Source organism: Rhizobium sp. BK312, from assembly GCF_014193605.1.
Classification (GTDB): Bacteria; Pseudomonadota; Alphaproteobacteria; order Rhizobiales; family Rhizobiaceae; genus Rhizobium.
In genome coordinates, this window is record NZ_JACHZP010000002.1 from 651,736 (window position 1) to 665,695 (window position 13,960).

Annotated in this window: 12 protein-coding genes; 7 read left to right on the forward strand and 5 right to left on the reverse strand. The window is 60.1% G+C overall.

What is annotated here, in order from left to right; all coding sequences use genetic code 11:
- Window positions 1–9: 9 nt before the first annotated feature.
- Window positions 10–933, reverse strand: coding sequence for a response regulator transcription factor (locus FHT85_RS07655; RefSeq protein ID WP_015343271.1), 924 nt, complete (start codon window positions 931–933; stop codon window positions 10–12).
- Window positions 926–4,315 carry an ATP-binding protein gene (locus FHT85_RS07660; protein WP_112412494.1) on the reverse strand — a complete coding sequence of 1,130 codons (3,390 nt, stop codon included), beginning with the start codon at window positions 4,313–4,315 and terminating at the stop codon, window positions 926–928. Before FHT85_RS07660 ends, FHT85_RS07655 begins: the two co-directional genes overlap by 8 nt.
- Window positions 4,316–4,545: 230 nt before the next feature.
- Between FHT85_RS07660 and urtA the strand changes: the two genes are divergently transcribed.
- The 7 genes from urtA (at window position 4,546) to FHT85_RS07695 (ending at window position 11,080) form a co-directional block, all read left to right on the forward strand.
- Window positions 4,546–5,835 (forward strand): urea ABC transporter substrate-binding protein, encoded by a 1,290-nt coding sequence (gene urtA / locus FHT85_RS07665; RefSeq protein ID WP_112337771.1) that lies wholly within the window; start codon window positions 4,546–4,548, stop codon window positions 5,833–5,835.
- A 67-nt stretch (window positions 5,836–5,902) separates the two neighbouring features.
- Complete coding sequence (gene urtB, locus FHT85_RS07670; protein ID WP_112412495.1) at window positions 5,903–7,528, forward strand: urea ABC transporter permease subunit UrtB; 1,626 nt, start codon at window positions 5,903–5,905, stop codon at window positions 7,526–7,528.
- Window positions 7,525–8,685 (forward strand): urea ABC transporter permease subunit UrtC, encoded by a 1,161-nt coding sequence (gene urtC, locus FHT85_RS07675; RefSeq protein ID WP_112337769.1) that lies wholly within the window; start codon window positions 7,525–7,527, stop codon window positions 8,683–8,685. The genes urtB and urtC overlap by 4 nt, the downstream gene beginning before the upstream one ends.
- A 4-nt stretch (window positions 8,686–8,689) precedes the next feature.
- Window positions 8,690–9,445: an urea ABC transporter ATP-binding protein UrtD gene (gene urtD, locus FHT85_RS07680; protein WP_112337768.1), complete on the forward strand. Its 756-nt coding sequence runs from the start codon at window positions 8,690–8,692 to the stop codon at window positions 9,443–9,445.
- Window position 9,446: 1 nt separating this feature from the next.
- A complete protein-coding gene (gene urtE, locus FHT85_RS07685; RefSeq protein WP_112412496.1) occupies window positions 9,447–10,142 on the forward strand; it encodes an urea ABC transporter ATP-binding subunit UrtE in 696 nt (231 codons plus the stop codon).
- 321 nt (window positions 10,143–10,463) lie between these two features.
- Window positions 10,464–10,646: a metal-sensing transcriptional repressor gene (locus tag FHT85_RS07690; protein WP_112337766.1), complete on the forward strand. Its 183-nt coding sequence runs from the start codon at window positions 10,464–10,466 to the stop codon at window positions 10,644–10,646.
- Window positions 10,643–11,080 carry a YqaA family protein gene (locus FHT85_RS07695; protein WP_112412497.1) on the forward strand — a complete coding sequence of 146 codons (438 nt, stop codon included), beginning with the start codon at window positions 10,643–10,645 and terminating at the stop codon, window positions 11,078–11,080. Before FHT85_RS07690 ends, FHT85_RS07695 begins: the two co-directional genes overlap by 4 nt.
- A gap of 56 nt (window positions 11,081–11,136) precedes the next feature.
- On the opposite strand, the gene FHT85_RS07700 is transcribed toward FHT85_RS07695, so the two are convergent.
- The 3 genes from FHT85_RS07700 to FHT85_RS07710 form a co-directional block, all read right to left on the reverse strand.
- Window positions 11,137–11,634, reverse strand: coding sequence for a BON domain-containing protein (locus FHT85_RS07700; RefSeq protein ID WP_112412498.1), 498 nt, complete (start codon window positions 11,632–11,634; stop codon window positions 11,137–11,139).
- 338 nt (window positions 11,635–11,972) lie between these two features.
- Window positions 11,973–12,554, reverse strand: coding sequence for an NAD(P)H-dependent oxidoreductase (locus FHT85_RS07705; RefSeq protein WP_112412499.1), 582 nt, complete (start codon window positions 12,552–12,554; stop codon window positions 11,973–11,975).
- Window positions 12,551–13,960, reverse strand: coding sequence for an FAD-binding oxidoreductase (locus FHT85_RS07710; protein WP_112412500.1), 1,410 nt, complete (start codon window positions 13,958–13,960; stop codon window positions 12,551–12,553). The genes FHT85_RS07705 and FHT85_RS07710 overlap by 4 nt, the downstream gene beginning before the upstream one ends.

Consider the following 13,960-nt stretch of genomic DNA (forward strand, 5'->3'; position numbering starts at 1 on the left):
GGCCGCGGCTTAAGCTTCATGCAGGACGTGGGCGGCCCTGACAGCTGCTGATGCCCGGTTTTCGACGCCGAGCTTTACATAGATCTGCTCAAGATGCTTGTTCACGGTGCGGGCTGAAAGGCCGAGGATTTCGCCAATATCGCGGTTGGATTTGCCCTTGGCGAGCCACAGCAATACTTCGGATTCGCGCTGCGTCAGCGCAAAATGCCGGCGCAGGGCTTCGTCGTCGGCACGCTGGCTGGTGGCCGTCAGGCGAAAGAGGTATTCGTCGGCGCCGATGGCGCCGAGAAAGGTGAATTGCAGCGCCGCCTGGCCGCCATTGTTCATCGAAAGAAGATTGTCGCGAGCAGGGCCGAGCCGCTCGCGTTCCAGCATGAAGGCGGCGATATGTTTCGAGGCGAGCTCAAGGCCGTCGTCGCTGCCCGTGGCAGCATTGATCAGGCGGGTTGCCTGGGGCGTCGACCAATGGATGGCGCCATTGCCCTTGACCGCCAGGAGATGGCGGCCCGCGGCATCGAGCGCCACCCTGGCGCTTTGAGCCGAGCGGGCATTGCGCAGGTGGACCCGGATGCGGGCGCGCAGTTCGTCGATATTGATCGGCTTGGTGAGATAATCGACGCCGCCGGATTCCAGTGCGTGCACCACATGCTCGGTTTCGGTGAGCCCGGTCATGAAGACGACCGGAATCTGGGCGATGCCGGCATTGGCTTTCAGCCGGCGGCAAGTTTCGAAACCATCCATGACAGGCATGACGGCATCGAGCAGGATGAGATCGGGTGTGATGCGCTCGACGATGTTGAGCGCCGCCGGTCCCGAGGTGGCGATCAGCACGGAAAAGCCGGATTGCTCGAGCGCGTCAGTCAGAAAACCGAGCGCCTCCGGTGAATCGTCCACCAGCAGGACTATATCGCGGGGAAGGGCAGGCTCAGCCAATCTGTTCTACCTTTTCAGTGTCGAATCTGCGCAGCACCTTCAGGAAACCGTCGAGATCGAAAGCCTGGACATGGGCGCGCAGGGCATCGATGAAGGGTCTGTTTTCTTCAAGTTTCGCAAGATCCGCAAGCTTTGCTTCGATTCCCCTGACATAACCGATCTCGCCGAGCCGCAGCAATTCGCGGACATGCTCGATCCCAGGGCTCTTCAGGGGCGGTGGCGGCTTCGGCGCGGTCGGGATAGAAGCATCGGCATAGATCCATTTCAGCCCGAGATGCAGCGCGAGCTTGTCGCGAAGCTGGCGGATGTCGACCGGTTTGGAGATGGCGTCGTTATGGCTGTCGTCGCTGTCGGTCGCCGCAGCAGCGTCACCGATATTGGCCGACAGCATCAGGATCGGTGCCGTCTGGTCGTTTTCCCTGAGCCGTGAGACGAGCTGCCATCCGTTCATGCCGGGCATGGAGATATCGACCAGGAACAGATCCGGCTTGATGCCCTCGATCAAGGTCAGGCAGTCCGGGCCGCCGGCGGCGGTGAGCACGATGAAATCGAGTGGCGACAGTATCTCGCGCATCAGTTCGCGATGATCCTCATTGTCGTCGACGACGACAATGGTGCGGCGTGGACCTTCGTAGCCGACGATACGCTGCTCCTGCGCCGGCGGCTTCATCGGACGGATTACGGCCGACAGCATCAGGCGTACCCTGAAGGTCGAGCCCACGTCCTTCTCACTGGTGACGGAAATCTCGCCGCCGAGCGTATTCGTCAGCAGCTGCGTGATCGTCAGCCCCAGGCCAAGGCCGGGCATCGGCCGTACGCTGTCCGCCTCGCCGCGCTGGAAGGGTTCATAGATACGTGCGATGTCCTTTGCCGCGATGCCGCGGCCGGTGTCGGAAACGGTGAAGGTTGCGACCTGGTTTCTGTAGCCCACCTCGAAGCGAACGGTTCCGGCATCGGTGAACTTGATGGCGTTGGAGAGCAGGTTGACGAGGATCTGGCGCAATCGCTTCTCGTCGGTGCGGACATAATCGGGCAGGGCTGCGGCGCGCTCGTGGACGAAAGTCAGCCCCTTGGCCTGCGCCTGCGGATGGAACATGTCGACGATCTGATCGAGGAAATCGTGGATATTGATCTCGTTGGAATAGACCTGCAAGCGGCCGGCCTCGATCTTCGAAATGTCCAGCAGCCCGTCGATCAGGCCGGAAAGATGTTCGGCGCTGCGGCGGATGACCTTCAGCGAGGATTGCCTGGGTGCCGGAATGGTCTCATCGCGCTCCAGGATTTGCGCGTAGCCGAGCACGGCGTTGAGCGGCGTGCGCAATTCGTGGCTGAGGCCCACGACATAGCGGCTCTTGGCGCGGTTTGCCGCCTCTGCCGCCTCCTTGGCACCCTGCAGGGCAGCATCCGTTTTCTTGTGCGCGGCAATTTCCTTCAAAAGCAGCGTGTTCTGGCGCGAGGATTCCTCTTCGGCGACCACGCGGCTGTCATGGGCAAGCACATAGAACCAGCACGCGACGCCGGCGATGACGGCAAAGACGAAGAAGACGATGAGGATGGTGCGGTCGACCACGGCAGCGGTCTCGGGAGAGGCTGCGCCGACCTGATGCGCGATCATTGCAAGAATAGCGCCCATGGCGGTCAGCGCCAAGACAACGGCAATTCCATAGCGGCCGAGGCGCGTTGCGAGCCTTGCGACGATGCTTTCCGGCAGCAAGGTTTTTGCGACGGTGGCGACCTGTGTGTTGAGCCGAGCCTTCGGCTTGCACATGTCGTGGCAGCGGCTGTCGAGCGAACAGCAGAGCGAGCAGATCGGCGCGGCATAGGCCGGACACCAGGCCATGTCCTCCGGCTCGAACGGGTGCTCGCAGACGGAGCAGGTGATGGTGGTCAGGTTCTTCCAGCTCTGCCGCGGCTTGCGGGCGAGATAATATTTGCCCTTGGTGATCCAGGCGATAGCAGGTGACGCGATAAGCGCGACGATCAGGGTGATATAGGGCGCAAGCGAGGCGGCAATCGAACCGAAGGCGCCGAAATGCGCGATGAGAGCGATGGTTGCCGAAAGCGCCATGGCGCCGAGGCCGACCGGATTGATGTCGTAGAGATGCGCGCGTTTGAACTCGATGCCGGGAGGTGCAAGCCCGAGCGGCTTGTTGATGAAGAGATCGGCGGAGACGGTGCAGAGCCAGGCCATGGCGATGATCGAGAAGATGCCAAGCGTCTCCTCCAGCAGCCGGTAGATGCCGAGCTCCATCAATAAGAGTGCGATGGCGACATTGAAGACCAGCCAGATAACGCGGCCTGGATGGCTGTGCGTCAGCCGCGAAAAGAAGTTTGACCAGGCAAGCGAGCCGGCATAGGCGTTCATGACGTTGATCTTCAGCTGCGAGATCATCACGAAGGCGGCCATCAACAGCAATGCCGCGTTGTGCCAGGGGATCATGTAGCCGAAGGCGGTCAGATACATCTGTGCCGGATCGGCAGCGCGGTCGGCCGGCACGCCTGACGTCAGCGTCAGGACGACAAGGAAGGAGCCGGCGAGCAGCTTCGGCGCCCCGATAATGACCCATCCGGGTCCAGCGAGGAAGATGGCCAGGCGATGGCGCCATTTGCGGTGACCTTCCGGCGGCAGGAAGCGCAGGAAGTCGGCCTGTTCGCCGATCTGCGACATCAGCGCCAGGATGACGGCGGAAGCGGCGCCGAACTCCACCAGATCGAAAGGAGCGGCGCTGCCCGGCGCGCTTGCGGGATGGTGAATGCCGGCAAAGGCCCGCCAGAGGTCGAATTTTTCCCAGTCGGCAAAGGCGATGAAGACGAAGGGCAGGATGTTGAGAACGATCCAGAAGGGCTGCGTCAGCAGCTGAAACCGGCTGATAAGACGGACACCATGGGTGACGAGCGGGATCACCATGACGGCGCTGATGATGTAGCCGATCCAAACGGGTATGCCGAGCGTCAGCTCCAGCGCGCCGGACATGATCGAGGCTTCGATCGCAAACAGCATGAAGGTGAAGCTGGCATAGATCAGCGAGGTGATGGTCGAGCCGATATAGCCGAAGCTCGCGCCGCGCGTCAGAAGATCGATATCGACGCCATGACGGATCGCATATCGGCTGATCGGCAGGCCGACTGCGAGCATGGCGAGGCTTGCGACGATGATGGCATAGAAGGCGTTGGTGGTGCCGTAGGAGAGCGTGATCGTGCCGCCGATCGCCTCCAGCGCCAGGAAGGAAATGGCGCCGATCGCGGTTTGCGAGATGCGTTGCGAAGAAAACTGGCGGGCGCTCTTGGCGGTGAAACGCAAGGCGTAGTCTTCCAGCGTCTGGTTTGCGACCCAGCGATTGTATTCGCGCCTTACCGGAATGATGCGTTGCCGCGCAGCCATGCTTACCCTTTAGCAGTCCCGCCATCGTCATCCTGGCGGTCCGAAGACGTCGTAACATGGATCGATGCCGTGCTTAAGGGCGTCGGAGTGCCCAAAGCTGCACATTTCGCCCCGGCGTCTACGTCATTTTACGTATGTGGTTTCCTGAGGGCGCGCCGGATAGTCGCGGAAGGCAGCGGCTAATCCTTGTTTACCGGCCGTTGCGGCAGACAAAAAGAGGGGAACCACGGATGAAATTCAAGACTCTCGTCTCCGGCGCGCTGCTCGGCGCCATCATGTCCACCACAGCATTCCACGGCGCTTTCGCAGCCGACGACACCATCAAGGTCGGCGTCCTGCATTCGCTATCCGGCACCATGGCGATTTCGGAAACGACGCTGAAGGATGCCATGCTGATGCTCATCGATGAGCAGAACAAGAAGGGCGGCGTTCTCGGCAAGAAGCTCGAGCCCGTCGTCGTCGACCCGGCCTCCGACTGGCCGCTCTTTGCCGAAAAGGCTCGCGAGCTGATCCAGAAGGACAAGGTCTCGGCCGTATTCGGCTGCTGGACCTCCGTGTCGCGCAAGTCGGTGCTGCCGGTCTTCAAGGAACTGAATTCGATCCTGTTCTATCCGGTGCAGTTCGAAGGTGAGGAGTCCGAGCGTAACGTCTTCTACACCGGGGCTGCCCCGAACCAGCAGGCAATTCCTGCCGTCGACTACCTGATGAAGAACGAAGGCGTACAGCGCTGGGTGCTTGAAGGCACCGACTATGTCTATCCGCGCACGACCAACAAGATCCTCGAAGCCTATCTGAAGTCCAAGGGCGTCAAGGACGAAGACATCATCATCAACTATACGCCGTTCGGCTTCTCGGACTGGCAGACGGAAGTCTCCAAGATCAAGGCTTTCGGCGCGGCCGGCAAGAAGACCGCCGTCGTCTCCACCATCAACGGCGATGCCAACGTTCCCTTCTACAAGGAACTGGGCAACCAGGGCGTCAAGGCTGAAGATATTCCGGTCGTCGCCTTCTCGGTCGGCGAAGAAGAGCTTGCCGGCGTCGACACCAAGCCGCTTGTCGGCCATCTTGCCGCCTGGAACTACTTCCAGTCCGTCGACACGCCCGCCAACGCCGCCTTCATCAAGGAATGGCATGCCTATACCAAGAACGACAAGCGTGTGACCAACGACCCGATGGAAGCCGCCTATATCGGCTTCAACATGTGGGTGAAGGCTGTCGAGAAGGCCGGCACGACCGATCCGGACAAGGTGATCGACGCGCTCGTCGGCGTCTCGGTGCCGAACCTCACCGGCGGTACCGCCACCATGATGCCGAACCACTATATCACTAAGCCGGTCCTGATCGGCGAAGTGCAGGAAAACGGTCAGTTCGACGTCGTTTCGCAGACCCCCGCCGTGGTCGGCAAGGAATGGTCCGACTACCTGCCTGACAGCAAGGACCTGATCTCGGATTGGCGTATGCCGATGAATTGCGGCAACTTCAACGTCACCACCGGCAAGTGCGGCGGCAAGGGCTCCTGATTTCAGCCGACGCAAGACCGCCGCGGGCAGGATTTTCTGGCCGCGGCAGCTTGAGGGGACTAGCGCAATGTTCGACAAATTCGTTTACCGTATCGCCCTGGCGCTGATCGCCGGGTTCTGCCTGATGCTGGCGCTGACGGCGACAAGCCTGCGCGCCCAGGAAGACGCCCACGGCCTCATCAATTCCCTCGGCCAGGCCAATTTCCAGAAGGCCGGCGATATCGTCCAAAGCCTTGCGAAGTCGGGCGATCCCAAGGTCGTGCCGGCATTGCAGGCCTTTTCCGACGGTGATCTTTATATAAGAAAATCTGACAACCAGGTGTTTATCGCCAAATCCTCCGGCGACATGATGGATCTGGTGGATCCTTTGACCGGGCAGGCGGCCGGTCAGGAAGCCAAGGACAATCTCGGCAAGATCAAGATCAACAACAATCTGCGCCGTGCGGTTCGCGCGGCTCTCGGCGGTCTGACGCTGATGAGCCCGGATCGCGCGACGCGGCTAGAGGCGGCGCAATCCATTCTGAAGGCACCGAGTGCTGATTCGCTTGACGCCGTCGAGACGGCACTGCAGAGCGAGAAGGACGCGGACGTTCGTGGTGTGCTTGAACGAGCAAAAGCGGTTGCCGTGCTTGGCTCGGACCGTCCGATCGAAGATAAAAAGGCGGCGATCGAGACGATCAAGAACGAAGGCGGCCGCGATGCCATCGGCATTCTCTCATCGGTTTCCGTCGACGATAGCCTGAAGCCCGACGTGGCTGCCGCCATTGCCGGCATCCAGGATCAATTGAAGTTCTGGGACGCGGTGCAGAACGTCTGGTACGGCCTGTCGCTCGGCTCCGTGCTGCTGCTGGCCGCCATCGGCCTTGCGATTACCTTCGGTGTCATGGGCATCATCAACATGGCGCATGGTGAGATGGTGATGCTCGGCGCTTATTCGACTTTTGTGGTTCAAAGCATTATCCGCACCTCCTATCCCGAACTCTTCGATTGGTCGCTCGCGATCGCCCTTCCGGTCGCCTTCGTCGTCACCGGCGCCGTCGGTCTCGTCATCGAGCGCGGCGTCATCCGCTTCCTCTATGGCCGGCCGCTTGAAACGCTGCTCGCTACCTGGGGCATTTCGCTGATCTTGCAGCAGGCAGTGCGCTCGATCTTTGGGCCGACCAATCAGGAAGTCGGCAACCCCTCCTGGATGTCCGGTTCGTTCGACCTCGGCTATCTCTCGGTCACCTGGAACCGGCTCTGGATCATCGTCTTTTCACTCGGCGTTTTCGTGGCGCTGCTGCTTCTCCTTAAGCGTTCGGCCTTCGGGCTGCAGATGCGGGCGGTGACGCAGAACCGGCGCATGGCGTCTTCGATGGGGATCCGCACCTCATGGGTCGATGCCTTCACCTTTGCGCTGGGGTCCGGCATCGCCGGCATGGCGGGTGTGGCACTCTCGCAGATCGACAACGTCTCGCCGAACCTCGGCCAGGGCTATATTATCGACAGCTTCATGGTCGTGGTGTTCGGCGGCGTCGGCAATCTCTGGGGAACGCTCGTCGGTGCCTTCTCGCTCGGCATCCTCAACAAGTTCCTCGAGCCCTATGTGGGGGCGGTGCTCGGCAAAATCCTCGTTCTCGTCCTCATCATCCTCTTCATCCAGAAACGTCCGCGCGGCCTCTTCGCGCTCAAGGGAAGGGCGGTGGAAGCATGATCACGGCCTTTATCCTTCGCTCGCTCGACCGCCGGATCAGCATCGCCATTGCGATCCTGCTTGCCGTGGCGGTGCTCGTGCCGCTGTCGAACTTGGCTCTGCCGGAAACGAGCGCACTGCATGTGCCGACCTATCTGATGTCACTCTTCGGCAAGTACCTGACCTATGCGCTGCTCGCCCTCGCGCTCGATCTGGTTTGGGGCTATTGCGGTATTCTCTCGCTCGGCCACGGCGCCTTCTTTGCGCTGGGCGGCTATGCGATGGGCATGTATCTGATGCGCCAGATCGGTTCGCGCGGCACCTACGGCAATCCGATCCTGCCCGACTTCATGGTCTTCCTGAACTGGAAGGACCTGCCGTGGTTCTGGTACGGCTTCGATCAGTTCTGGTTCGCCATGCTGATGGTTCTCGCAGCACCCGGTCTGCTTGCCTTCGTCTTCGGCTGGTTTGCCTTCCGGTCGCGCGTCAACGGCGTCTACCTGTCGATCATCACGCAGGCGATGACCTATGCGCTGCTGCTCGCCTTTTTCCGCAACGACATGGGTTTCGGCGGCAATAACGGCCTGACCGATTTCAAGGATATTCTCGGTTTCAACATCCAGGCCGATGGCACCCGCGCCGTGCTTTTTGCCGTCACAGCCGTGTTCCTGGCACTGGCATTGATGCTGTCTTCGGCGATCGTGCGTTCGAAGTTCGGCAAAGTGCTTGTGGGCGTGCGCGACGCCGAAAGCCGTACGCGCTTTCTCGGCTATCGTGTCGAGCATATGAAGCTCTTCGTCTTCGTCGTATCGGCCATGATGGCTGGTATTGCCGGCGCGCTCTACGTGCCGCAGATCGGCATCATCAATCCAGGAGAATTTGCGCCTGCCAATTCGATCGAAGTCGTCATCTGGACGGCAGTCGGCGGCAGGGCTACCCTGATCGGACCGATTATCGGCGCCATCCTCGTCAATGGCGGCAAGACTGTTTTCACCGGCCTATTCCCCGACTTCTGGCTGTTTGCGCTTGGCGGCCTGTTCGTGGCCGTGACGTTGTTCCTGCCGAGGGGCATCGTTGGCACCATCGCGCACTATTTTGGCAAGACACGCCGACCGGCAAGCCCGCCGCCGAAGGCCGCGAAGGATGAAGCCCAAAAGTCCGTGCAGGCTGCGGAGTAGGACCATGATCCCGGATATCAAACCCAACAGCATGCTCTACCTCAACAACGTCTCCGTCTCCTTCGATGGTTTCAAGGCTTTGAACTCGCTATCGATCGTCATCGAGCCGGGCGAGCTTCGCGCCATCATCGGCCCGAACGGTGCCGGCAAGACGACGATGATGGATATCATCACCGGCAAGACCCGGCCCGACGAGGGCGAGGTATTCTTCAATGGCCAGATCGACCTGACGAAGAAGGACGAGGCTGACATCGCCCAGCTCGGTATCGGTCGCAAGTTTCAGAAGCCGACCGTGTTTGAAAGCCATACCGTCTGGGACAATCTCGAACTGGCGCTCAACCGCAATCGCGGTGTCTTTTCGACGCTCTTCTATCGCCTGACGCCTATCGATCGCGATCGTATCGAAGAAATCCTCGAGACGGTGCGGTTGTCGCATCGGCGCGACGAGCTGGCGGCCAATCTTTCCCACGGCCAGAAGCAGTGGCTGGAGATCGGCATGCTGCTCGCGCAGGAACCAAAGCTGCTTCTTGTCGATGAACCGGTGGCGGGTATGACGGATGCCGAGACGGCGGAAACCGCCGTGCTCTTGAAGGAAATCGCCAAGACGCGTTCGGTCGTGGTGGTCGAGCATGACATGGGCTTCATCCGCGATCTCGGCGTCAAGGTGACATGCCTCGCGGAAGGGTCGGTTCTGGCGGAAGGCTCCATCGATTTCGTCAGCAGCGATCCGAAGGTGATCGAGAATTATCTGGGGCGGTGAGATGCTGACAGTCGAAAACGCAAATCTGCATTATGGCGCCGCTCAGGCGCTGCGCGGCATCTCCATCAAGGCCGAGATGGGCAAGATCACCTGTGTCCTCGGACGTAATGGCGTCGGCAAGAGTTCGCTCCTGCGCGCCGTCACCGGGCAGCATGCCTTGTCGGCCGGCACCGTTGCCTTCAACGGCGTGACGCTGAACGGCATGGCGCCGTTCGCGCGCGCCAAGCAGGGGATTGGCTACGTGCCGCAGGGACGCGAGATCTTTCCGCTTTTGACCGTGAAGGAAAATCTCGAAACGGGCTATGCGCCGCTCTCCCGCCGTGACCGCAATATTCCGGATGACATTTACAGCCTGTTTCCCGTGCTTAAATCCATGCTGTCGCGCCGTGGCGGCGACCTCTCGGGCGGACAGCAGCAACAACTGGCGATCGGCCGGGCGATGGTGACACGGCCGAAGATTCTCGTCCTGGACGAGCCGACCGAGGGCATCCAGCCGTCGATCATCAAGGATATCGGCCGGGCGATTCGCTATCTCAGAGACTCCACCGGCATGGCGATCCTGCTGGTCGAGCAATATCTCGATTTCTGCCGGGAACTTGCCGACTACGTTTACATCATGGATCGCGGCGAGATCGTGCATGAAGGTCTGGCTGAAACGCTGGATACAGCCGACGCCCGCAGGCATCTGACCGTTTGAGCAACCGTCTCAGGTTCATTCATCTGAAGCGAGACGCTGAGAAGGCGATACTACAGTCTAACCCTTTAGAGCTGGGCAGCGGAATTCGCAAAGTGATCCGTAGGCCCGCAGGATCCCAGAAACGGTCGATCAAACCTCTCAACTCTAGTGCCGTCATGCGTTCGAGGTGCGGTCCAAATCCTTTGGGCTCTTGCGGTGGTTGAACGGGTGGCCCGCCATTCTCGGCCTACCAAACCCCAATTCGAACCCCTTCGCGCGTAGTCAAGTACGCGACCAGACCGACGTTGACAATCATGCTCTCTTGCGGGGATACAGAGCGTCATGACGGAACACACTCGCGCTACCCATCCAAAGGCGGTCAAGCGGCTCAAGCGCTCTGAAGACCATGCGAATAGCGTCACCGGCATGATCGGGGGTGGCAAGCCGTGTCTTGACATCGCTCGGCAATTATCGGTGGCCGACCGACGAACTCAACACCAATGCGAAATACCTCCGGCGGCATGACCGACCTATTGGCTTATTTCGGATTGTTCATGGCAGCCTTCGGTGCCGCAACGATCCTGCCGATGCAATCGGAGGCGGTGCTTGCTGGCCTGCTTCTGACCGGAAGATACTCCGCGGTCTGGCTGGTGGTTACCGCCGGCGTCGGCAATATTCTGGGTTCGCTCGTCAATTGGATGCTGGGAAGGGGGATCGAACGATTTCGACAGCGCCGTTGGTTCCCTGTTGGTGAGGATACCCTCGATCGTGCGCAGGCATGGTATCGAAAATATGGAAAATGGTCTCTGCTTGCGAGCTGGGTGCCCATCGTCGGAGACCCGATAACGGTGGTCGCCGGCGTTCTGCGCGAGCCGTTGCCAACCTTCCTGCTGCTGGTGACGGTTGCCAAACTCGGACGTTACGTCATCGTGGCGCTGGCAACGATGAATCTGGCATGACATCTGACGAACGGACGTCGGCCGCCCCGCCATCGTTGCCGTCCGACTCCAACTCGCTATTCCTCATCGGGCATATGAGAATCGACGCCGAGCGTTTCGAGGTTGTTATGTACGCCCACGACACCCGGAACCGTCAGAACGATCTCCTCGAGATTGCGCGCCAACGAAATCGTCTCGACGCGCCCCTCCAGCGTGATAATCCCGTCGACGCAATGCACTTCGATGTTGTCGGTAACGACTTTGCCGCTTTCTTCCAGCAGCTCGGTGATCTGTGCCTCTAACTCATCGTCGTCAATTCTGCTGGCTGGCAAGGGAACGGCCGTATCCACCCTCTCCTCGCGACCTGACGCGTCGGCGGTATCTACGGTGAATCCTGTACTCGGATCTTCGTCGAAATTGGCCGGTGTGTCGCCGTAGGGAGTATTGTCGGGATGGCTTTCCAACGGATTGCCATCGACATCCGAATAGGGCCAGCCATCTCGAATTTCCCGATCCTCGTAATCGCGATAGTCTTCTTCGCGAGACAACGGGTTTGGTTTACGTGGCGGTGCCATGTTGACCTCCTTACAGCCACCTATCATCTGGAATGATCTAACAGCAGCAATGGGGAAATGTTCCCTTCGCTTGGCCGACGCAGATCTTCGATCGACCCAATCGTCGTGGCATCTGGCCGTTTGCGAAGTTTCGCGGCAGGTTGCCGCTCAGTCAGCAGCTAAAGCGGCGTCGGTTGAAATCGCTATCTGCCTCCCGTCCGGGAGTGAATACGAATGCCGATGGCTTGGGAATCCGATATCGAACGCCGTATTTCCTGGTCCTGGGTGTCCGCGAACCTGACCGCTAGTCCCGACAGAAGTGCTTGCACGTTCGCGATCCGACGAAAAACGGAAATGCTCTAGAACCGTTCCATCTCTTGACCGACCTTCGTCAGAAATCGGCTACGGGACATGTCGGTCGAGCGGTTCATGTCGTAGTGAGCAAGGAAGACGACCGGAGCGAAGGGTTTGATCTGAGCGCGCAGCACGCGCTTGACGATCTTCTTCGGCGGATTGCCGGCGACGAAGGCGCGAAACGGATCGGCGCCATAGGTCAAGATCGCGCCGAGCTTGCGGATATGCTGCAGCTTTGAGCGCACCTTGCCGTCGACGAGTTCGAAGGAGACGCCCGGAAGCCAGACCCGGTCGAAATAGCCTTTGAGAATAGCCGGAAAGCCGAAATTCCAGACCGGGGTGACGATCACCAAAGCCTCGGCGCGCGCCAGCCGCTCGACATAGGATTTGACCGCCTCGGTATTGTCCGGATAATCATGGTAGATCATGCGGTCGCGACGCGACAGCACGGGATCGAAGCCTTCCGCGTAAAGATTGCAATTGTCCACCTCGTGACCGGCGCTCTTGAGGCTTTCGATGGTTTTCCGGTGCAGGGCTGCACCGTAGCTTTCCTCGACTGGATGGGAATGAAGGACCAGAACCTTCATGAAGCCTCCATCAGCGCCGCAAGGCCGGGGAAGAGATAGTTCTTGCCGGATTTGAAGTCGAAATTCGGGTCGTCCCAGGCGATCATCTTACCGGGATTGAGCAGGCCCTTCGGGTCGGTCTCCTTCTTGAAGGCAAGCTGGACCGCATCCGTCTGCTTCATGCCGCCTTCCTCCAGCGTATAGCGATGCGGGTTGAAGATCGGGCAGCCGTGATCCTGGTGAATCCTAATGATCTCTTCAAGCCGAGCCTCAGACGTATAGCGAACCAGCGGCAGGCCCGAACATTGGATCTGACCGTCGAACCTGATGAATTCGAGGTGGCCGGGCACCTCGTCGCCGAAGATTTCCACCATCTTCTGGACCTTGGCGACATGATCCGGCCCGGGATACTGCACCTGCAGATAGGTGATCGACGGATCGACCTTCAGGGCGCGCAATGTGGTGTGGTTCCAGGCAAGCTCATAGGCATGCGGAATGCCTTTCATGCTCTCGACCTTGTCGGAGCGGAAGGTGATTTCACCCTTCTGCTGCATGGAGAAGGCGACGAAAGGATCCATCGAATGCGGCGCAATCATCAGCGCCACGATCGATTGCCCTTGACGGATGTAGGACTTATGGCGGGTAAAATAATCTTGCGGGATGGGAGCGGCAATCGGAGCGATCTCCTTGACCAGAATGCCGTTGCACTTGGCAAGCGCGTCGGAAAAACGCACGGCATCCATGAAGTCGTCATAGCCGACCAGCACGTCGATCCAATCATAGGCCGGCGCCAGCGGCATTTCGATTTCGGTGATGATGCCGTTGGTGCCGTAGGCATGGCTGACCTTGGTCAGATCCCAGCCGGTGAGATCGAGCGTGCGGGGTTCGGCTTCCATCGTCACGACGCGCAGCCGCAGGATGTTGCCGAGATCGCGCAGACCGCCCCAGGTGATCGAACCGACGCCGCCCGAACCGCCGGCGATGAAGCCGCCGATGGTCGCCATCTGCGCGGTCGAGGGGTGAAAGCGCAGTTCTTGGCCCGAATGGGCCTTGGTCTGCCGGTCGAGCTCGGCAATGACGATGCCGGGCTCGCAGATGACGCGACCGGGATGGATCTCCTTGATCCTGTTCATGGCGGCAAGGTTGAGCACGATGCCGCCGGAAAGCGGCATGGCCTGGCCGTAATTGCCGGTGCCGGCGCCGCGCGGCGTGACGGGGACGTCATGCGCATAGGCGACCTTGAGCGTCCGGATCACCTCCTCCTCGGTTTTCGGGGTGACGACGAGATCGGCCGTGACATTGTCGAGCTGCGCCTTCAAGATCGGCGAATACCAGTAGAAGTCACGGCTTTTCTGGCGTACGAGCGCCGGATTGTCTTCGACGGCAATACCTTCGAGTTCTTTCTTGATGCGCTGATAATCCGGCAT

Coding starts and splice junctions, on each gene's coding strand:
- urtC (WP_112337769.1), top strand. CDS start 7,525: ATGATCACGGCCTTTATCCTTCGCTCGCTCGACCGCCGGATCAGCATC.
- urtE (WP_112412496.1), top strand. CDS start 9,447: ATGCTGACAGTCGAAAACGCAAATCTGCATTATGGCGCCGCTCAGGCG.
- FHT85_RS07660 (WP_112412494.1), bottom strand. CDS start 4,315: ATGGCTGCGCGGCAACGCATCATTCCGGTAAGGCGCGAATACAATCGC.
- FHT85_RS07695 (WP_112412497.1), top strand. CDS start 10,643: ATGACCGACCTATTGGCTTATTTCGGATTGTTCATGGCAGCCTTCGGT.
- urtB (WP_112412495.1), top strand. CDS start 5,903: ATGTTCGACAAATTCGTTTACCGTATCGCCCTGGCGCTGATCGCCGGG.
- FHT85_RS07690 (WP_112337766.1), top strand. CDS start 10,464: ATGACGGAACACACTCGCGCTACCCATCCAAAGGCGGTCAAGCGGCTC.
- urtA (WP_112337771.1), top strand. CDS start 4,546: ATGAAATTCAAGACTCTCGTCTCCGGCGCGCTGCTCGGCGCCATCATG.
- FHT85_RS07710 (WP_112412500.1), bottom strand. CDS start 13,960: ATGCCGGATTATCAGCGCATCAAGAAAGAACTCGAAGGTATTGCCGTC.
- FHT85_RS07700 (WP_112412498.1), bottom strand. CDS start 11,634: ATGGCACCGCCACGTAAACCAAACCCGTTGTCTCGCGAAGAAGACTAT.
- urtD (WP_112337768.1), top strand. CDS start 8,690: ATGATCCCGGATATCAAACCCAACAGCATGCTCTACCTCAACAACGTC.
- FHT85_RS07705 (WP_112412499.1), bottom strand. CDS start 12,554: ATGAAGGTTCTGGTCCTTCATTCCCATCCAGTCGAGGAAAGCTACGGT.